Genomic DNA, 18,828 nt, shown 5'->3' with positions numbered 1-18,828 from the left:
GCCACGCTTCATGGGTGATTACTGAAAGACCCGCAAACGCGGCGGCACGTCGGCAGCAAGCGAATTGCGCTTTGCGACGGCATAGCTGACGACCTGACGAAGCTCGTCTTCACCGACGGGTTTTGAAATCACACCGACAGTTCCCGGCACGCCATCGGCCAGCTGCGACGGATTTGCAGTCATGAACAGAACCGTGACGCCATGCTGTTCGGCCAGCGTGCGGCCGATTTCCGTACCCGTCGGTCCATCGCGAAGATTGAGGTCGACCAGGGCGATATCGGCAAAAGGCGCAAGATTGAACGCCGACGCCTTGTCTGCCGCGATACCGATCGGACTATGCCCAAGCTCGGCGACCAGATATTCGATTTCGGTCGCAACGAAGATTTCGTCTTCGACCACCAGGATTTTACAGCTCATTCCAACACTCTCGTCCATCATGTGCGTTCTGCGGAGTAGGGAATATCATCTGCTCTGGCCCTTGGTCCGCGCGGCTTGTCCGGCGGGCCGGACAGTCGAAGAAATATGGGACATTTTCGTCAACCAACCAGCCCCATGATCGTCGTGTAGGACAAATAGTGCTGAACTGGCGCATCCGCCGAAGTCAGGAATATCAACCCTTCGAAGCCAGCCAACGCCCCCCCTGCCCCGATTGTTCCAGTCCATATGCGTAATATTTGCAATATCCACAGTTTACCGCGTAACCGGGCGGCAGATTGGCCGGATCGCCGGGGAAACCGTTTTAGCGGTGCTCTAAAAAACCAGTATCGCCCGCAGATCGTTGACATTGGTGCCCGTCGGACCCGGGGCGAACAAATCGCCGCTGGCGTTGAACGCGCTCCAGGCATCGTGGCGGGCGAGATGATCGCGTGGATCGGCGCCGGCCGCCCGCATGCGGCTTGCGGTGGAACCATCGGCAAAGGCACCGGCATTGTCCTCTGACCCATCGATGCCGTCAGTATCGGCAGCCAGCGCGTGAATGCCCTCGACACCATCGATATCCAGCGCGAACGAGAGCAGGAACTCGCTGTTGCGGCCGCCCTTGCCATAGGTATCGCCCGAAATCGTCACCGTCGTCTCGCCACCCGAGAGAATGATGACGGGCTTTACGAATGGACGATTGCGCAGCGCCGTTTCCCGGGCGATCGCCGCGTGCATCCTGCCGATATCGCGGGCTTCCCCTTCGATCGCATCCGATAGGATCACCGCTTCGACGCCAAGTGCCCGCGCTTTTGCCGCCGCAGCCTCCAGCGAGACGCTGGCCGATGCAATAATGTGGCGCTGCTGATTGGCGAACGCAGGATGATCCGGCTTTGGTGCTGCCGAATGCTTCGATCCCAGATGCCGCATCACCGCTTCCGGCAATGTCATCCCGTAACGGCTGACGATCGCCAGAGCATCCGCAGGCGTGGAAAGATCGGGGATCGTCGGGCCGGAGGCAACGAAGGCCGGATTGTCGCCAGGGACATCGGAGACGATCAGGCTGACGACACGTGCTGGTGCCGCCGCAAAGGCAAGCCGGCCACCCTTGATCCGCGAGACATGCTTGCGCACCACATTCATCGCCGAGATCGGCGCGCCGGAGGCAAGCAGCGCCTTGTTGACGGCGATTTCATCCGTAAGCGTTAGCCCTTGCGGCGGAGCCGGCAATAGCGACGACCCGCCACCGGATATCAACGCCACCACCAGATCGTCCGGCGTCAGCCCTTCGACCAGCCGCAGCAATTCCGCCGATCCCGCAAGCCCTGCCTCGTCCGGCACCGGATGCGCCGACTGCAGAACGCGGATGCGTTTGCAGGCCGCGATCGGGCCATGCCGCGCCACCACGGCGCCTTCCAGAGGCCCATTCCACAGGCTTTCGAACGCCGCCGCCATCTGGCTCGCCGCCTTGCCCGCGCCGACGACGATCGTCCGGCCTTTGGGCCGCTCCGGCAAATGAGCGCGGATCGCCGCCAATGGATCGGCAGCTTCAACGGCAGCCTCAAACAGGCTCGTCAGGAAGGCGCGTGGTTCAACGACCATCAAAAATCAGCCCGCAATCTCGAAATCATAGACGAAGACCCCGTCGACGCCGCCTTCGGTCGCCGCCACGATCCGGCCACCGGCCTTTTCATGCGCGGGGTGCGCGAGATAGGCATCGCGCGCCGCCACATCGGCGAAATCGATGATGAAGCCACTGTTGTAGCCCTTGCCAAGGCCCTCCGGGCTGACATTGGCACCGGCGGTGAAGGTCAGATAACCGGGAATCAGCCCCTGCAGCGCGGCGATATCGGCCAGGATGGACTGCCGCTCGGTATCGGCGACGGTTGACTGGAAGCGGATGAAAACACAATGGCGGATCATGGCAGGTTCCTATCGGATATCGGCGCGCGCCCGCGGCCGCTGGTCGTTGCGCTCATGGCTGAAGATGGTGGCCGGCAGCGGTTGCCGTTCGCGGATGATGTCGGAACCCTTTTCGCCCATCATGATCGTCGGCCCGTTGGTATTGCAAGAGGGAACACGCGGCATGACCGAACTATCGCAAACCCGCAAACCCTCCAGCCCATGAACCTTGAGATCCAGCCCGACCACCGCATCGGCGCCGGTGCCCATCTTGCAGGTCCCGACCGGATGGTGATCGGTCTTGGCGTTGGCGCAGCCATACTCGAACAGCTCGTCATCGGTCATCACCTTCGGCCCCGGCAACCGCTCGGCCATGATATAGGGTTTCAGCGCCTGCTGCTGGAAGATTTCGCGGGCGATCTTCAAGCCCTCCAGCGACATCTTGCGATCATGCGGATCGCTCCAGTAGTTCGGGTCGATCAGCGGTGCTGCCGCCGGGTCGGAGGACGAGAGGCGCACGGTGCCGCGCGAGCGCGGATGTAAGTAGGCGGAATTCAGCGTCACCCCGGCATTCTTCAGCTTCTCGACACCGGCCTCGATGCCGGAGCCCAGCCCCAGATGGAATTGGATATCCGGCGAGCGCGCATTCGGATCGGCATACCAGAAGCCGCCGGTCTCAAACAGCGACGAGGCGACCGGGCCGGAGCGGAACAGAACATATTGCAGCCCCGCCCAAAGGGTGCGGTGAAGCTTTGCGACGCCGTCATAGGTGTGGTCGCCGGTGCATTCGGAAATCACGAACAGGTCGAGATGGTCCTGAAGATTGCTGCCGACACCCGGCAGGTCATGTTTCACATCGACGCCGACGGAGCGCAGGTGATCGGCGGGGCCGATGCCCGACTGCTGCAGCAGCTTTGGCGATCCGATGGCGCCGGACGAGACCAGAACCTCACGCTCCGCCCGGATGATTTCCAGTCCCTTTGCCGTTGCAACCTCGACGCCGACGGCGCGCGTTCCCTCCAAAACGATCCGCGTCACCCGCTCCCCGAGCCGAACCGTCAGGTTCTTGCGATCCCTGATCGGATTGAGATAGGCAAGCGACGCGGACGAGCGGCGGCGGTTGCGCTGGGTCAGCTGATAGAAGCCGACGCCCGCCTGCTGCCTGCCATTGAAATCGTGGTTGTAGGGAATGCCCAGTTCCTGCCCCGCGCGGATATAGGCATCGCAGATCGGCAGGCCCGACACCGGCATGGAAACACCGAGCGGCCCACCGTAGGAATGGTAATCGTCGGCAAAACGCTGGTTGTCTTCCGAGCGTTTGAAATAGGGCAGCACATTGCGGTAATCCCAGCCGGTGCAGCCGTCTTCGCTGGCCCAGAGATCGTAATCCGCCGCGTTGCCGCGCGTGTAAAGCTGCGCATTGATCGACGAGCCGCCGCCGATCACCTTGGCCTGCGTGTAGCGCAGCACCCGGTTCTTCATGTGCTTCTGCGGCACCGTCTCCCAGCCCCAGCTGGCGACGCCCTTGGTCATCTTGGCAAAACCGGCCGGCATATGGAACAGCGGGTTCCAGTCGCTGCCACCCGCTTCGAGCAGCAGCACCTTCACATCGGCGTCTTCGGTCAGGCGATTGGCAAGCACGCAACCGGCCGGTCCGGCCCCTGTGATGATGTAATCGTAGGTCATCTCGTCGTCCTTAAAAATCTATCTTCACCCTCCCCTTGAGGGGGAGGGTCGGAGCAACGCTCCGGGGTGGGGTGACCTGTTGCGGTCCCATTGGATCACCCCCCACCCGCGCGTTTCGCGCGACCTCCCCCCTCAAGGGGGAGGTAAAGTTCACAACCGTCCGATCGACAGCCCACCATCGGCATTGATCACTGTCCCGGTGGCAAAACCGAAGCTGCCGTTTGCCAGTGATGCAACCATCCGGCCGATATCGTCAGCCTCGCCCCAGCGCTTCATCGGCACCAGCCCGCCGCCGATCAGCGCATCGTATTTGGCGGAAACGCCGGCGGTCATGTCGGAGCGGATGATGCCGGGCCGAACCTCGAACACCGAGATACCGGTGTCGGCGAGCCGTAGCGCCAGCCCTTGCGAAAAGGCGGCGAGCCCGGCCTTGCTGATGCAGTAGTCCAGCCGCTCCGGCGAACTCATCGCCGCCGAAACAGAGGTGATATTGATCACCGAGCGAGGCCCGCTGGCACCACCTGCCAGCATGGACTTCACCACGGCCTGCGTGAAAAACACCGTGCCACGCAGATTGGTGCCGATGATCGTGTCGAAATTGTCCGGTGCCAGATCGAGGAAATCGCCGCGCACCACCGATGCCATGCCGGCATTGTTGACGAGGCAATCGATCCCGCCAAACTGCGCCAGGACCGCATCGACCGTTGCCTGGTGGCCGGAAAGGTCGGAAAGATCCGCTTTCAGGAAGATTGCCTTGGCGCCGAGCGCCGCCAGGTCCTCCAGCACTCCCGAGACCTGATCGGCATCGCCGATCCCCGTAATGGCAATATCGAACCCGTCTTTCGCCAGCGCCCTGGCAATGCCCAGCCCGATGCCGCGACGGCCGCCTGTGACAATGGCAACAGGGCGCTTGCGATCGCTCATGCCGCCAAATCCTTCGCGACGATATGATCGGCAACACGCAGCGCCTGCGCCGCAACCGTCAGGGCCGGATTGACCGCAGCCGAAGTCGGCAGGCAGCTGGCATCGACGACAAAGAGGTTCTGGTGATCGAAAGAGCGGCAGTAGACATCGAGCGGCGCCGACGCCGGATCGTTGCCCATGCGCACCGTGCCGCATTGATGCGACGGCGTGCGCTTGTCGAACGGCCGCGACAGCACGATCGGAAAACCTGCGCCCCTCAGCGCCTGCTTCAGCTTCTTCACCAGCATCAGGTGCGCATCCCAGTTGGTCCGCACCCACTGCAGGACGATCCGCTCGCCATTGACCATGATGCGGCTTTCCGGATGCGGAATATCCTCGCTCATCGCGTAGAAATCGATCGCATGCGCCGACACTTGGTTGAGCAGCCATTCCGGCATGGAGGGAATGTTCGCCTTCAGGATCGGCCCGGAGATGCGGCCGAGAAGCTGGACATTGCCGAGCGGCGGTCCGCCCTCGCCGTCCGAGAGGTAATAGTCGTTGAAGCCGAAGGTCTTCTGGTAGACCGAGGTATTCTTGAAGAATGGCGAGATTGCCAGAACCGCGCTCGAATTGTGGTTCATGAAATTGCGGCCGACCTGATCCGAGCTGTTGGCCAGCCCCTTCGGATGCAGGGTATTGGCGGAGCGCAGCAGCAGGACGGACGACTGCACGGCACCGGCCGACAGGATCACCAGCTTTGGCGAGACCGTATGCTCGACGCCGTCCTTGATGTAGCGCACCGTTTCGATGCGCTTGCCGTCCGCCGCCGTCTCCAGCCGCGTCACCCGCGACCCGGTCTGCAGCCGCACGTTTAAGTGCTGCAACGCCACCGTCAGCGCCGCCGTTTCGGCATCCATCTTGCCGTCGAAACTGTTGGGATGCGCGTCCCAGGGCGTCCTTGCCTTGGCGAGCCATTTTTCGATATCGATACCCAGAGGCAAAGAATAGGGATTGAGCCCGTTGCGCTTCAGCTTGCCGCGCACCGAAGCGATCGGCGGCTCGTCGGGCACCGGCGGGAAAGCATAGTCTTGCGAATGTCCAGGCTCCGTCGGGTCCTGCCCAAGAGCCCCGCGCACCTGATAGAGATGCTCCGCCCGGCTGTACCACGGCTCGAGCTCTTCATAGGCAAATGGCCAGGCTGGCGAGACACCTTCCAGATGCGCCATCTCGGCAAAATCCTCGCGGCGGTAGCGCACCAGCACCGCACCGAAGAATTTCGAATTGCCGCCGACATTGTAGTAGTTGCCGGGATTGAACCCCGTGCCGTCCGTCTCGTACCAGAGTTCCTTCGGCCGGAAATGACCGCGCTGGAAGATCGCCCGCTGGTCGCGGTTTTCCGGCCGGTCTTCGATATGACCGCCAGCTTCGAGAATGAGAATATCCGCGCCGGACCCCGCCAGAGCCGACGCGACCGTTGCTCCGCCAATACCGGAGCCGATGATGACGATATCGGGTTGCTTCATCACGACAGAACTTAGCCGATGCGCTGCTGGCTTTGCGGATCGAAGAACACCGCCTTGTCCAGATTGAAGGCAAGCCGGGCGGTCTCGCCGGGCGCGATGCGCGCATCGGCACGCAGGCGGGCGACGACTTCCTTGCCGCCGAGCTTGGTCACCGCGAACGTGTCGGAACCGGCAGGCTCCACAACATCGATCAGGCATTCACCCTCAAACAGCGACTTCGCATTGCGGTCCGCACCGTCCGGGTCGGTCAAGGCTTCCGGACGGATGCCGAAAATCACCTGTTTGCCCGAATAGGCGGCCAGACCACCGATCTGCGGCACCGGCACGCGCAAGGGTTCGGCCTCGGGGCGAAGCAGCGAAACATGCAGGTCGTTGCCGCCGCCTTCGATCGTCGCGGTCAGAAGGTTCATCGCCGGCGAGCCCATGAAATCCGCCACGAACAGGTTCTTGGGATTGTTGTAGATCTCGGCGGGGGTGCCAAACTGCTGCACTTCGCCGTCGCGCATCACGGCAATCTTGGTCGCCAGCGTCATCGCCTCGATCTGGTCATGGGTGACGTAGACGATCGACGTGCCGGTCGCCTGATGCAATCGTTTGATTTCGATGCGCATATCGACGCGCAGCTTGGCGTCGAGGTTGGACAGCGGTTCGTCGAACAGGAACAGTTTTGGATCGCGCACCAGCGCCCGGCCCATGGCGACGCGCTGGCGCTGGCCGCCGGATAGCTGGCTCGGCTTGCGATCGAGCAGATGGGTGATCTGCAGAACCTTGGCGACCTTGTCGATCGCTAGTCTGCGTTCCTCAACGGGCACGCCGCGCATCTCCATGCCGAAGGAAATATTCCCGGCGACGGTCATGTTCGGGTAGAGCGCGTAAGACTGGAACACCATGGCGATATCGCGCTTGGACGGATGCAGGTCGTCGATGGCGCGTCCATCGACACGGATCGAACCTTCGGTGATCGATTCAAGCCCGGCAATGGTGTTGAGCAGCGTGGACTTGCCGCAGCCGGACGGACCGACGAGAACCAGGAAGCCGCCCTTCTCGAGCTCAAGATCGATGCCCTTGAGGATTTCCAGAGAGCCGAAACGCTTTCTGAGACCGGATATTTCGAGGAAAGCCATGTGTTATCCTTTGACCGCGCCCGCCATCAGTCCGCGTACGAAATAGCGGCCGGCGAGAATGTAAACGAGAAGCGTGGGCATGGCGGCGATCATCGCGGCGGCCATGTTGACGTTATATTCGACCACCCCGGTGGAAGTGTTGACGACGTTGTTCAGGGCCACCGTCATCGGCATCGATTCACCGGTGCCTGCGTAAGCCGAGGCGAACAGGAAGTCGTTCCAGATGTTGGTGAACTGGTAGATCACCGTGACGACGATGATCGGCAGCGAATTCGGCAGCATGATCCGCCGGAAGATCTGGAAAAAACCGGCGCCATCGACCTGTGCGGCCTTCACCAATTCGGTCGGGAAAGCCTCGTAGAAATTACGGAAGAACAGCGTCGTGAAGCCGAGACCGTAAATGACGTGGACCAGCACCAGGTTGACCGTCGGATTGCCGAAACCGAAGCGGAAGCCGGTGGCGTTTTGCAACGTGATGCCGAAGCGCCCGAGGCTGCCGAGAATGGTCGCCATCGGCAGAAGCACGGACTGGAAGGGAATGAAGCAGGCAAACAGCATCATGCCGAAGACCAGCGTATGGCCGCGAAACCGCCATTTGGTCAGAACGTAGCCGTTCAACGCACCAAGGATGGTCGAGATCAGCACGGCCGGAATGACCATCTTCAGCGAATTCCAGAAATAACCCTTGATGCCGGCGCAGGTGAGGCCGACGCAGGTCTCGCCCCAGGCTTTCACCCATGGTTCGAAGGTCGGAGCACTCGGCAGGGCAAGCATGTTGCCGTTCTGGATCTCGTCCATCGTCTTGAAGGATGTGACCAGCATGACGAACAGCGGCATGAGGTAAACGATGGCGAAGAAGGCCAGCAGTCCATAGATGACGACGCGGTGAAACACCCGTGCGCCATTGCTGCGGCGTGCCGCCGTGCCCGAGGAGACGATCGCGCTCATCGTGATTTCTCCCTGAGTTCGGAATAGAGATAGGGAACGATGATCGCCGAGATCGTCATCAGCATGATGATGGCGCTGGCCGAGCCGACGGCCATTTCGTTGCGCTTGAACGTGTATTCGTACATGAAATTGGACGGCAGCCAGCCAGAACCTCCGGGACCGCCGGATGTCAGCGCCACGACAAGGTCATAAGACTTGATCGCCATATGGGCGAGCACGATGAAGGCGGAGAGGAAGACCGGACGCAGCAGCGGAATGATGATGCGTCGATAGAGCTGGACCGTGGTCGCGCCATCGATCTGGGCTGCCTTCATGATCTCGCCGTCGATACCGCGCAGACCGGCCAGGAACATCGCCATGACGAAGCCGGAAGCCTGCCAGACACCGGCGATGACCACCGTGTAGATGACGAAATCCTTGTTCTTGATCCAGTCGAAGTGAAAGCTGGTCCAGCCCCATTGATGCAGGGTCTGCTCAAGGCCGAGCCCCGGATCGAGGAACCATTTCCAGGCGACGCCGGTGACGATGAAGGACAGCGCCATCGGATAGAGATAGATCGGCCGCAGCAGGCCCTCGCCGCGGATCTTCTGATCAAGCAGGATGGCCAGAAATAGGCCGAGGCCGAGGCAGATGCCGATATAGAGAAAACCGAAAATACCCATATTGGTGATCGACGTGTACCAGCTCGATGGCGGGTCGCTCTCGAAGGTCCAGCGCCACAGCCTTTGATAGGCGCGCGCACCGGTGATCGCATACGAGGGAAACGTCTTGGAATTGGTAAAGGACAGATAGCCCGTCCAGATGATGAAGCCATAGACGAAGACCAGCGTGATGACGAAGCTTGGTGCCAGCACGATCTTCGGCAGCGCATCCTGCAGGCGCGAGCGCACGGAGATCCGCGTCGAGCGCTCCGGCGACAGGCTGATTTCGGGGGTAATCACAGTGCTCATGGAAATCGTCCCCTCCCAGGGCCGTCATCGGCATTTGTCTGGAGACCTCCCCCGCCTTGGCGGGGAAGGGTCCTGTTCAGGTGGAGATCAGCGTGCGTCGTCGATCGCCTTGACGAGTTCCGTCACGGCTTCGTCGGAGGTCTTGATCTGGCCGTGCACGAACTTGGACACCACGTCCTTGTAGGCATTGGCGATGGCCGGAGGTGCGCCGTAACCCTGGGCCAGCGAGCCGAACAGCGTGCCGCCGTCATTGGCAGCCTTCAGGTCGGCGATGCCCTTCTTGCCGCAAGCGTCGAAATCCGTGTCCGGAACGTCGGTCCGGGCCGGAACCGAGCCCTTGACGACGTTGAACGCCGACTGGAAGCTCTTAGACAGCGTTGCAGTCGCCAGTGCGACCTGCGCGGCCTTCTGGTCGTCCGGAACGTTGAACATGCCGAACATGTCGGAGTTATAGATCACGCTGCCGTCGGTGCCGGGGAAGCGGTAGCACAGGAAATCCGTATCCGGGGTCTTCTTGGCAGCGACGAATTCGCCCTTTGCCCAGTCGCCCATGACCTGCACGAGCGCGTCGCCCTTGATGACCATGGCGGTTGCCAGGTTCCAGTCACGGCCCGAGAAGTTCGGATCGACATATTTGATGATCGTTGCGAGGTTATCGAACGACTTCTTCATCGTGTCGGACTTCAGCGATTCTTCGTCGAGGTCGTTGAATGCCTTCTTGTAGAACTCAGGCCCACCCGTGGAGAGCACGATCGAGTCAAACATCGTGGCTTCCTGCCAGTTCTGGCCGCCCAGCGCGAGCGGGATGACGCCGGCAGCCTTGGCCTTGTCGAGCAGGGCAACCAGGTCTTCGAACGTCTTCGGCTCGGTACCGCCGATCTTGTCCATGACAGACTTGTTGATCCACAGCCAGTTGACCGAGTGAACGTTGACCGGAGCGGCAACCCACTTGCCATCATAGACCGAGAACTTCTGCAGCGCTGCCGGAACCGACTTGTCCCAGCCTTCCTTGACGGCTGTTGCGGTGAGGTCGCCCATCACGCCGGCAGCCGCATAGTCGAGCACGGTATAGCCGAGCATCTGCGAGGCTGTCGGATAGGTGCCAGCGGCAACCATGGCCTTCAGCGCGGTCATCGCAGCATCGCCGCCACCGCCGGCAACCGGCACGTCCTTCCAGGCAAAGCCTTCCTTGGCAAGATCACCCTTGAGAACGTTCAGAGCAGCCGCTTCGCCGCCCGACGTCCACCAATGAAGCATCTGAACTTCCTTGACATCCTCGGCATGGGCAGCAAGCCCGCAGCCTGCCACCATCAAAGCCGCCATTGCCGTCGTCGTCATAAACTTGCGCATCGTAATCCTCCCGGTTGCAAGTCATCGTGGCGGAATCTCCTCCCGCCGTTGAGTGCCCACCCGTTCCCAAACGGGGGTGCGATAAATCTGCGGCACACGCCGCTGGATAATTTAAAACGTTATAAATACCCTCAAGTCAAGCCGTCGCATGCGTTTTGACCGACGGAAGAAGAACACATTGAATTTGCTGTTTTATAAGCATAAATTTCATGCTGCGTCGCAGCAAGAACTGAACGTTGAAACTCATTTATAACGTTTGCACAGCCTGCATTGCGCATCCGTTTGTGCCGCGTTACAAAGCAGTTCCTGCCCGCGTAGAGAAAGATGGTCATTGGCAGACACTCCCAAATCCCCAGCGCCGGACCAAACCACTGCCCGGCATGTCAGGCCAACCCTGCGCACGATCGCCGATCTCACCGGATTTGCGGTCACCACCGTGTCGCGCGCGCTCAGCAACGCCCCGCAGATCTCGGCCGAGACCCGCCGGCGCGTGCATGAGGTGGCGGCCGAGGTCGGCTACCTGCCCGACCGCGCGGCCCAGCGCCTGAAGACCGGCCGCACCAATGTCATCAGCGTGCTTCTCGATCCGCACGAGGAAATCCTTGGCTACGGAACCTCGCTGATGCTGGGGCTTGCCAAGGCGCTGACCGACACGCCCTATCACATCATCGTCACGCCGAATTTCTTGAACGACAGCAATCTCGACGCCGTGCGCCACATTGTCCGCAACAGCATGGCCGACGGGCTGATCTTCTCGCGCACCGAACCGTTCGACCCGCGCGTGCGCTTCCTGATCGAGACCGACTTTCCGTTCGTCTGTCACGGGAGAACGGAGCTCTCCACCCCGCATCCCTATGTCGACTACGACAACTTTTCCTTCGCCTACGAGGCGACCAAGCGGCTGATCGTGCGTGGGCGCCATAAGCCGATGATCATCCTGCCGCCCAAGCGCATGACATTTTCCCAGCACCTGCTGCACGGCTTCATGACCGCTGTCCGCGAGGCCGGCGTCGCCTACGAAATCCCCGACGAGATCCATCTCGACAGTCCGATCGACCATATTCGCGACTTCATCAGCCGGCGCGCGGGCGAGCCCGGCGCTCCGGATGGCTTCACCTGCGGCGGCGAAGTCTCGGCGCTGGCAACCATTACCGGCATGAGCGACCGCGGCCTGACGCTCGGCGTCGAGTACGACATCGTCGCCAAGCAGACGTCGAAACTGCTGGTCAACATCCAGCCAAAGGTCGAGACGATCTACGAAGATCTGACCGATACCGGCGAGCAGATGGGCCACGTGCTTTTGGCCAGGATCGCGGGCAAGGATACGGCTGGCATGCAGGTCCTGCTGAAGCCGGCGGTTAATTTTCCGGCGGTATGAGAGGTCGGCTGAGGTGCCCGTAATGAATACCCCCCTCTGTCGGCGGCGCCGACATCTCCCCCATAAGGGAGGAGATTGACCGCTCGCCCTGTCGGCATAAGGAAAAAGAACGATCTCCCCCCTTGTGGGGGAGATGTCACGCAGTGACAGAGGGGGGTAAGTGTCCCCGATCTCGGTTCGATTTTGGCGGTCACTGACGGAGGAGGAAACGCCCTGCTCCACAAAACTCAGTCTCTGCATCACGCCCTCCCTTCCTCTCATCACCTCTGTTCAAATCGCCCTTACGAACGCGGCATCCACCAGCCGGTGCGGCCGCCGATATGCATGTTGAGCGTCTTGGTTTCGGTGTAATCCTCCACCGCATGACGGCCGAGTTCGCGGCCGAGGCCGGACTGGCGGTAGCCGCCGAAAGGCAGTTCCGACGCGCCGTCCATGAAGGTGTTCATCCAGACCGTGCCGGCCCGCACTTTTCTGCCAACGGTCAGGCAGGTATCGAAATCGCGGCTCCAGACGCCGGCCGACAGGCCGTAATCGATGGAGTTGGCGATCTTGATCGCCTCGTCGGTGGTATCGAAGGTCAGCACGGACAGAACCGGCCCGAAAACCTCTTCCCGGGCGACGGCCATATCGGGTGTTACAGCGGAAAGAATAGTCGGCGACATGAACTGGCCGGAACCGAGATCAAGCGCTGTGCCGCCATGCGAAACCGTCGCGCCATGGCTGGAGGCTGCCGAGACGTAGCCAACGATTTTTTCCAGATGCTGCGGCGTGATGATCGCGCCGACCTGGGTTTCCGGATCAAGCGGATCGCCGACCTTGACCTTCGCCGACATCGCGGCGATGCGGGCAATCACGTCCTCAGCGATATCCTTGTGGACGATCAGCCGCGAACCGGCATTGCAGCATTCGCCGGCATTGAAATAGGCGCCGAACACTGCCGCATCGATGAAGTCATCGAGATTGGCATCCGGAAAGACGATCTGCGGGTTCTTGCCGCCGAGTTCCAGCGACACCTTTTTCAAGGTCTGCGCCGCATTGGTCATCGTCAGCTTGCCGATGCCGGTCGAACCGGTGAAGGAGACCATGTCGACATCCGGATGCGAGGTCATGATCGCGCCGACATCCGGGCCGGTGCCGGTGATGATGTTGACGACGCCGGCGGGAACCCCGGCAGCCTCAAGGATTTCGCCCAGAACCAGCGTCGAACCGGAGGTCAGCTCCGACGGTTTGACCACCGTGGTGCAGCCGGCGGCCAGCGCAAACGGCAGCTTCTGGCTGACGATCAGGAACGGAAAATTCCACGGCGTGATGATCGAAACGACGCCGATCGCCTCGCGCAGAACGACGCCGAGCGTGCCGTCGCCCAGCGTATTGTAGCTTTCGCCGTGCAGGTCCCGGGCAAGGGCTGCGGCATAGCGCCAGATATCGGCGGCACCGCCGAGTTCGGCCTTGGCCTGGCTGATCGGCTTGCCGCTCTCGATGCAATCAAGATAGGCCAGCTCATCGGCCCGCGCCGCGATCATGTCGGCAGCCTTCAGCAGAACCAGCGAACGCTCCGACGCCGTCATCCGCGGCCACGGGCCATCGTCGAAAGCCTTGCGTGCAGCGGCAATCGCGCGTTCGGCATCGGCCTTCGTCGCAGCTTGATAGCGGCTGACGGTGACGCCATGGCCGGGCGCCATGCGCTCCAGCGTCCTGCCCTCGGCCGCATTTACCCATTTGCCGTCGATCAGCATCTGGAAGTCGCGCACTTTCACATCGACCAAAGCCTTGGGCTTCACCAGAACCGTCATTACCATTCTCCCTTGAATTCCGCGGTGCGCTTGCCGGCAAAAGCCGCCACACCCTCTTTCATGTCGCCGGTCTTGGCGGCCAGGATCGAACCCAGCGCCTCGACGGCGGTTCCATTGTCTTCGCCATTGGCAGATGCGATCATCAGCTTGCAGATTTCCAGCGCCGCCGGACCCCGCTTGGCGATGCGATTTGCATAATCTTTTGCCGCGTCCAGCACCGTTCCGGTCGCCACAACCGCATCGACCAGACCCAGCACGTGCGCCTCACCGGCCGTAAACATCTCGCCGCCCAGAACCATCCGGCGCACGGTCTGCGCGCCAAACCGCTTGACCAGACGCTGGGTGCCCGACCAGCCGGGCACCATGCCAAGGCTGGTTTCCGGCAGGCCGATCTTCACCTGGGTTTCGGCGATGCGGATATCCACTGCTGCCGCCAGCTCCAGCCCGCCGCCGAGCGTGTGGCCGTTGATCGCGGCAATCACCGGCATACGCAGGGTCGCCAGCCGCTCGAACACGCGGTGGCCGAAGCGCACCCATTGATGGCCGAACTCGTTCGGGCTCATCGCCCCCCAGGCCTTGATGTCGCCGCCGGCGGAAAAGGCCTTGCCCTCTCCCGTCAATATGACCACGCGAACACTGGCATCGGCCTCGACCGTATCGCAGGCCGCCGACAGCGCCTTGAGCATGTCGATATCGAACGCGTTCAGCTTGTCCGGCCGCGCAACCGTGAGCGTGGCAATCGCACCGTCGATTTCGATGCGGATTCGCTCGTCAGCCATGCGACGCTCCTTCCAGCGTGCGGATCGGCTTTTGCGGCAGTGTCAGGCCGATCGGCGCTTCATGGAACAGCGCTGCGTCCATGACCTTCAGCTGATCGGAGACGATCAGAGGAAATTCCGACTGGTCGAGAATATGCGCCTGCAGATCGACACCCGGCGCGATCTCGGTCAGCATGATGCCATCAGGCGTCAGCTTCATTACGCAGCGCTCGGTGACATAGGTAATGTCCTGCCCCTGCTCGACGGCGCGGCGGCCGGAGAAGGTGACGTGCTCGACCTCGTTGACCAGCTTCTTCAGCTTGCCCTCTTTCTCGATCACCAGCTTGCTACCGGCCATCGAGAGCTTGGCCCCGGCATTGAACATGCCGGAAAACACGATCTTCTTTGCCCGCGCGGTGATATCGACGAAACCGCCCGCCCCTGCCGTCACATGCGGCCGGAAGGAAAGCTTCGAGACATTGACCGAGCCGGACTTGTCGATCTCGAGGAAGGACAGCAGCGAGGCATCGAAACCGGCGCCCTGAAAGTAAGTGAACTGATAGGGCGACGGCATGAAGGCATCGGCATTCGACGCACAGCCAAAGGCGAAATCGAGCAGCGGCACGCCACCGACAGCCCCCTGCTCGATCACCCAGGTGACCGAGCCGTGCAGGCCTTCTTCGAGCAGGATGCGCGGCACATTGGCCGATATGCCGAAGCCGAGATTGACGCATGAGCCGCCCTGAAGCTCCTGCGCGACGCGCCGCGCAATGACCTTCTGGATATTGAATTCGGGTACGCGAAAGCTGTCGAGCGGCCGGAATATTTCGCCTGATATCGCCGGATCGTAATCCGTCAGCGTCGTCTGCTTCTGATCAGGATCGACGACGACATAGTCAACCAGCATGCCGGGCACGCGCACATCATGCGGCTTCATCGAGCCGGATTTGGTGATGCGCTTGACCTGAGCAATGACGATGCCGCCATTGTTGCGCGCGGCCAGTGCCTGATCGAGACCACCAAGAGTGGCGCCCTCGTGCTCATAGGTCAGGTTGCCGCGCTCGTCGGCGGTTGTCGCCCGGATGATCGCCACCTGCGGTACGATGGCCTTGAAATACAGCCAATCCTCGCCCTCGAATGCGATCTTCTTGACGACCGGCTCGGCCGCGGCCGACGCATTCATCGCACAGCCCTGCCGGGCGGGATCGACGAATGTATCGAGGCCAATCTTGGTCAAGACGCCCGGACGCTTGGCGGCGGCTTCGCGGTGCATGTCGAACAGCACGCCGGACGGGATGTTGTAGGCGGCGACCTCCTCATTGCCGATCATCTGCCAGATCAGCGGCGGCTCGGATGTCGAAGGCCCGGAGGGATAGGAGCCGCCAATGATCTTTTTCAGAAGCCCCTTCTTGGCGATGTAGTCCACACCCTTGATGCCGCTCATATCGCCGGCGGCAATCGGATGCAGCGTCGTCAGGTCGCGCGGATGGCCGGTGGCATCGAAACGTTCGCCAATCGCCTTCAGCATCAAATCCGGGCAGCCAAGTCCGCTCGACGACGACACGGAAACGATCGCGCCATCGGGGATCAGAGCGGCTGCCTCAGCCGGGGTGATATGCTTGCTCATAGGCAGAACTCTTTGGAAATCATCATGGTTGTCAGATGCGGCATGCTCCCTTCTCCCCAGCGGGGAGAAGGTGGCCCGCAGGGCCGGATGAGGGGGGCCGAAGGCAATTTTGCCGGCTCCAGCGTCGCTGGGGCCCCCTCATCGCCTCGCCTCCGCTCGGCACTTCTCCCCGCGGGGGAGAAGGGGGAAGCCACGATCTCCGCCTCAGTATGGAAATGCGCCCGTTCGGCTAGGTCCCGTGCCATAACGTCAAAGTCCCGGTTCGATGGTAACGGCATTGCCGCTTGCGGCCGCCTGCATCACCGCCAACCCCGTGGCCAGTGACCAGATACCGTCCTCGCCGCTGCAGAGCGGCTTGCCCTTGCCGGCGATCGCGTCGTCGAAGGCGATCAGCGTGTTTTCGTAGAGATTGCGGTGGTCGAGCGGCAACTCCGTCTCGCCATCGGCGTTGCGCAGGGTCACGGTACCAATCGCTTTCTGGGTCATGCAGTTGCGGCCGATCAACGATCCCTCCGAGCCATGCACTTCAAAGCCGGTGACCGCATATTTGGTAGTGAACCCATCATGGAACTGCGCGATCAGGCCGGATTTGAAGCGCAGAACACCCATCGCCGCATCTTCGAGCCCGGCCTTGGCCATGCCGCCATATTGGCCGAGCGCCACCGCTTCGACCGGATCATCGCCGAGCACGAAGCGAAGGGTATCGGTATCGTGCACGGTGATATCGAGAATGACGCCGCCGCCCGCTTCCGGCTTGTCGAGGCGCCAGCCCTGCAGATGCGCCGGCAGGTAACCGGCATGGCAGACGCGGGCCGCCAGCGGCTGGCCGATCCGGCCTGCGGCAATTGCATCGCGCATCGCCCGGTGCGTAGCCGCGCCGCGCAGATGATGATTGGTCGCCATGACCACGCCGGCATCCCGCGCGGCCTTGACCATGATCCGCGCATCCTCAAGCGAGGTCGCCAACGGCTTTTCACAGAGAATATGCTTGCCGGCCTTGGCCGCCGCGATCACCTGGTCGCGGTGCAATTCATTGGTGGTCGAAATATAGACAGCCTGAACATCGGGGTCACCGACAAGCTCGGCAATACTGGTCACCGACTTTGGGATACCATGATCGCTGGCATATTTGGCACCACGCTCGGCGCTGGTGCTCATCACCGAAACGATCTCGCCGCCGACAGCGCGGATCGCGTCGATCACCCATTCATGGGCAATCGTGCTTGCCCCGATCAAACCCCAACGTGTCATAACAAGGAGAGCCTTTCGCGTTTGTCGATGGCGGCGCCACAGCTTTGGCGCACGACCAGCCGCACCGAACTGACGATCGCTTCGGCGTCCGCCCGTCCGGCATTGATCTGTTTCAAAAGAAGCTGCGCCGCCCGGCGGCCCATGCCCTGCGGATCGACGGAGATCGTCGTCAGCGCCGGCACCGCCGTCTGCGCCTCGATCACATCGTCGAAACCGATCACGGCAAAATCCTCGCCCGGATCGAGACGATGGGCGCGCAAGCCGTCGCAGACACCAAAGGCGACCGCATCGTTGAAGCAGACGGCGGCCGTCGGCCGCTCGCGCAACATGAGCGCCCGCTCGATGGCGGCAACGCCCCCTGCCCGGGATGGCGCCGAACTGATAACAAGCTCGTCATGCACGGCCAGGTCCATGTCCGACAGCGCGTCGCGATAGCCCTGCATCCGCTCGTTGAACACGGCCGTATCGGGAAAACCGCCGAGAAAGGCGATGCGGTGATGGCCAAGCCCGGCCAGATGGCGGACCGCATCGCGCATGCCGGCATGATTGTCGGATACCAGCGACGAAACCTTCGCGCCGGCGACCTGACGGACGACATTGACGACCGGGATGCCGCTTGTCACCAGCGGCTTCAGATCGGCCGCATCCGTACCGCGCGCCGGCGACAGGATCAGGCCGGAAATGCCGTGCTCGCGCATCGAGGCGATGACCTCGCGCTGGCGATCGACGCTTTCGGCGGTATTGGCGAGGAACTGCACGTAGCCGGCCGATTGCACGACCATATCGACGCCGACGGCAAGCTCGGCAAAGAAGCTGTTGGTCAGGTCGTTGACGACAATGCCGATGATTTTCGACTTGGAATTGGACTGGCGCAGGTTGGCCGCACCGCGATTGTAGACATAGCCGAGTTCGCGGATGACGGCATTGACCTTGGCGCGGGTCACCTCGTTGACCAGCGGACTTGCCTGCAGCACGAGCGACACGGTCGACTTCGACACGCCGGCGGCATGCGCAATATCGATGACTGTCACCCGTTCTTTACCCACATTTTCCTCCCGGCGAGGTCTTCTTGCCTCAGCGCTGCCTGCAAAATAATTGGAACGTTCCAATTTTGTCAAGCGGGTTTCGTAAATATGCCGTGCCGCGCTCGTCGTGATCGGAAACCAAAGCACAGAGACAAAAGCCGATGAAGCATAAACTATTGATATGAAATCATAT

17 protein-coding genes are annotated in these 18,828 nt (G+C 61.7%); 1 reads left to right on the top strand and 16 read right to left on the bottom strand.

What is annotated here, in order from left to right; all coding sequences use genetic code 11:
• Positions 1 to 18: 18 nt before the first annotated feature.
• From ACP7BS_RS14615 to ACP7BS_RS14565, 11 genes are all read right to left on the bottom strand, one after another.
• A complete protein-coding gene (locus tag ACP7BS_RS14615; RefSeq protein WP_426126529.1) occupies positions 19 to 417 on the bottom strand; it encodes a response regulator in 399 nt (132 codons plus the stop codon).
• A 333-nt stretch (positions 418 to 750) separates the two neighbouring features.
• A complete protein-coding gene (locus ACP7BS_RS14610) occupies positions 751 to 2,019 on the bottom strand; it encodes a glycerate kinase type-2 family protein (protein ID WP_426238683.1) in 1,269 nt (422 codons plus the stop codon).
• A 6-nt stretch (positions 2,020 to 2,025) separates the two neighbouring features.
• The gene (locus ACP7BS_RS14605) at positions 2,026 to 2,340 is read right to left on the bottom strand and encodes a Dabb family protein (RefSeq protein WP_426238682.1); all 315 of its coding nucleotides are present in this window, start codon (positions 2,338 to 2,340) and stop codon (positions 2,026 to 2,028) included.
• A 9-nt stretch (positions 2,341 to 2,349) separates the two neighbouring features.
• Positions 2,350 to 4,005 (bottom strand): GMC family oxidoreductase, encoded by a 1,656-nt coding sequence (locus ACP7BS_RS14600; RefSeq protein WP_426238681.1) that lies wholly within the window; start codon positions 4,003 to 4,005, stop codon positions 2,350 to 2,352.
• Between the two features lie 150 nt (positions 4,006 to 4,155).
• Positions 4,156 to 4,929 (bottom strand): 3-ketoacyl-ACP reductase, encoded by a 774-nt coding sequence (locus ACP7BS_RS14595; protein WP_426238680.1) that lies wholly within the window; start codon positions 4,927 to 4,929, stop codon positions 4,156 to 4,158.
• Positions 4,926 to 6,434, bottom strand: a complete 1,509-nt coding sequence (locus ACP7BS_RS14590) for a GMC oxidoreductase (protein WP_426238679.1) — start codon at positions 6,432 to 6,434, stop codon at positions 4,926 to 4,928. Before ACP7BS_RS14590 ends, ACP7BS_RS14595 begins: the two co-directional genes overlap by 4 nt.
• Before the next feature lie 8 nt (positions 6,435 to 6,442).
• Entirely contained in the window at positions 6,443 to 7,555 is a 1,113-nt protein-coding gene (locus tag ACP7BS_RS14585) for an ABC transporter ATP-binding protein (RefSeq protein ID WP_426238678.1), read from the bottom strand.
• A 3-nt stretch (positions 7,556 to 7,558) separates the two neighbouring features.
• Positions 7,559 to 8,503, bottom strand: coding sequence for a carbohydrate ABC transporter permease (locus tag ACP7BS_RS14580; RefSeq protein ID WP_426226779.1), 945 nt, complete (start codon positions 8,501 to 8,503; stop codon positions 7,559 to 7,561).
• The gene (locus ACP7BS_RS14575; RefSeq protein WP_426238677.1) at positions 8,500 to 9,453 is read right to left on the bottom strand and encodes a carbohydrate ABC transporter permease; all 954 of its coding nucleotides are present in this window, start codon (positions 9,451 to 9,453) and stop codon (positions 8,500 to 8,502) included. The genes ACP7BS_RS14580 and ACP7BS_RS14575 overlap by 4 nt, the downstream gene beginning before the upstream one ends.
• An 87-nt stretch (positions 9,454 to 9,540) precedes the next feature.
• Positions 9,541 to 10,803, bottom strand: a complete 1,263-nt coding sequence (locus tag ACP7BS_RS14570) for an ABC transporter substrate-binding protein (protein WP_426226776.1) — start codon at positions 10,801 to 10,803, stop codon at positions 9,541 to 9,543.
• Positions 10,804 to 10,934: 131 nt separating this feature from the next.
• A complete protein-coding gene (locus ACP7BS_RS14565) occupies positions 10,935 to 11,135 on the bottom strand; it encodes a hypothetical protein (protein ID WP_426238676.1) in 201 nt (66 codons plus the stop codon).
• On the opposite strand from ACP7BS_RS14565, the gene ACP7BS_RS14560 reads away from it, so the two are divergent.
• Entirely contained in the window at positions 11,135 to 12,181 is a 1,047-nt protein-coding gene (locus ACP7BS_RS14560; protein ID WP_426238675.1) for a LacI family transcriptional regulator, read from the top strand. The two genes, ACP7BS_RS14565 and ACP7BS_RS14560, sit on opposite strands and share 1 nt — an antisense overlap.
• Positions 12,182 to 12,462: 281 nt before the next feature.
• Here the strand turns inward: ACP7BS_RS14560 and ACP7BS_RS14555 are convergent, their stop codons facing one another.
• The 5 genes from ACP7BS_RS14555 to ACP7BS_RS14535 all read right to left on the bottom strand — a co-directional run bounded on the left by ACP7BS_RS14555 (position 12,463) and on the right by ACP7BS_RS14535 (position 18,656).
• Positions 12,463 to 13,974, bottom strand: coding sequence for an aldehyde dehydrogenase family protein (locus tag ACP7BS_RS14555; RefSeq protein ID WP_426238674.1), 1,512 nt, complete (start codon positions 13,972 to 13,974; stop codon positions 12,463 to 12,465).
• Entirely contained in the window at positions 13,974 to 14,753 is a 780-nt protein-coding gene (locus ACP7BS_RS14550) for an enoyl-CoA hydratase/isomerase family protein (protein ID WP_426238673.1), read from the bottom strand. The genes ACP7BS_RS14555 and ACP7BS_RS14550 overlap by 1 nt, the downstream gene beginning before the upstream one ends.
• Entirely contained in the window at positions 14,746 to 16,359 is a 1,614-nt protein-coding gene (locus tag ACP7BS_RS14545; RefSeq protein ID WP_426238672.1) for an acyl CoA:acetate/3-ketoacid CoA transferase, read from the bottom strand. Before ACP7BS_RS14545 ends, ACP7BS_RS14550 begins: the two co-directional genes overlap by 8 nt.
• A 249-nt stretch (positions 16,360 to 16,608) precedes the next feature.
• Positions 16,609 to 17,610: a Gfo/Idh/MocA family protein gene (locus ACP7BS_RS14540; protein ID WP_426238671.1), complete on the bottom strand. Its 1,002-nt coding sequence runs from the start codon at positions 17,608 to 17,610 to the stop codon at positions 16,609 to 16,611.
• A complete protein-coding gene (locus ACP7BS_RS14535) occupies positions 17,607 to 18,656 on the bottom strand; it encodes a LacI family DNA-binding transcriptional regulator (protein WP_426238670.1) in 1,050 nt (349 codons plus the stop codon). Before ACP7BS_RS14535 ends, ACP7BS_RS14540 begins: the two co-directional genes overlap by 4 nt.
• Between the last annotated feature and the right edge of the window lie 172 nt (positions 18,657 to 18,828).

It is taken from the genome of Pararhizobium sp. DWP1-1-3, from assembly GCF_049896125.1.
Lineage (GTDB): Bacteria > Pseudomonadota > Alphaproteobacteria > Rhizobiales > Rhizobiaceae > Pararhizobium.
The sequence above is the reverse complement of the archived record's forward strand: the minus strand, read 5'-3'. Positions and strand labels throughout refer to the sequence as shown.

What these genes read in the sequence shown, in the direction of transcription:
- ACP7BS_RS14615 (WP_426126529.1), bottom strand. Translation starts at nt 417, where the DNA reads ATGAGCTGTAAAATCCTGGTGGTCGAAGACGAAATCTTCGTTGCGACC.
- ACP7BS_RS14610 (WP_426238683.1), bottom strand. Translation starts at nt 2,019, where the DNA reads ATGGTCGTTGAACCACGCGCCTTCCTGACGAGCCTGTTTGAGGCTGCC.
- ACP7BS_RS14605 (WP_426238682.1), bottom strand. Translation starts at nt 2,340, where the DNA reads ATGATCCGCCATTGTGTTTTCATCCGCTTCCAGTCAACCGTCGCCGAT.
- ACP7BS_RS14600 (WP_426238681.1), bottom strand. Translation starts at nt 4,005, where the DNA reads ATGACCTACGATTACATCATCACAGGGGCCGGACCGGCCGGTTGCGTG.
- ACP7BS_RS14595 (WP_426238680.1), bottom strand. Translation starts at nt 4,929, where the DNA reads ATGAGCGATCGCAAGCGCCCTGTTGCCATTGTCACAGGCGGCCGTCGC.
- ACP7BS_RS14585 (WP_426238678.1), bottom strand. Translation starts at nt 7,555, where the DNA reads ATGGCTTTCCTCGAAATATCCGGTCTCAGAAAGCGTTTCGGCTCTCTG.
- ACP7BS_RS14580 (WP_426226779.1), bottom strand. Translation starts at nt 8,503, where the DNA reads ATGAGCGCGATCGTCTCCTCGGGCACGGCGGCACGCCGCAGCAATGGC.
- ACP7BS_RS14575 (WP_426238677.1), bottom strand. Translation starts at nt 9,453, where the DNA reads ATGAGCACTGTGATTACCCCCGAAATCAGCCTGTCGCCGGAGCGCTCG.
- ACP7BS_RS14570 (WP_426226776.1), bottom strand. Translation starts at nt 10,803, where the DNA reads ATGCGCAAGTTTATGACGACGACGGCAATGGCGGCTTTGATGGTGGCA.
- ACP7BS_RS14565 (WP_426238676.1), bottom strand. Translation starts at nt 11,135, where the DNA reads ATGACCATCTTTCTCTACGCGGGCAGGAACTGCTTTGTAACGCGGCAC.
- ACP7BS_RS14555 (WP_426238674.1), bottom strand. Translation starts at nt 13,974, where the DNA reads ATGACGGTTCTGGTGAAGCCCAAGGCTTTGGTCGATGTGAAAGTGCGC.
- ACP7BS_RS14550 (WP_426238673.1), bottom strand. Translation starts at nt 14,753, where the DNA reads ATGGCTGACGAGCGAATCCGCATCGAAATCGACGGTGCGATTGCCACG.
- ACP7BS_RS14545 (WP_426238672.1), bottom strand. Translation starts at nt 16,359, where the DNA reads ATGAGCAAGCATATCACCCCGGCTGAGGCAGCCGCTCTGATCCCCGAT.
- ACP7BS_RS14540 (WP_426238671.1), bottom strand. Translation starts at nt 17,610, where the DNA reads ATGACACGTTGGGGTTTGATCGGGGCAAGCACGATTGCCCATGAATGG.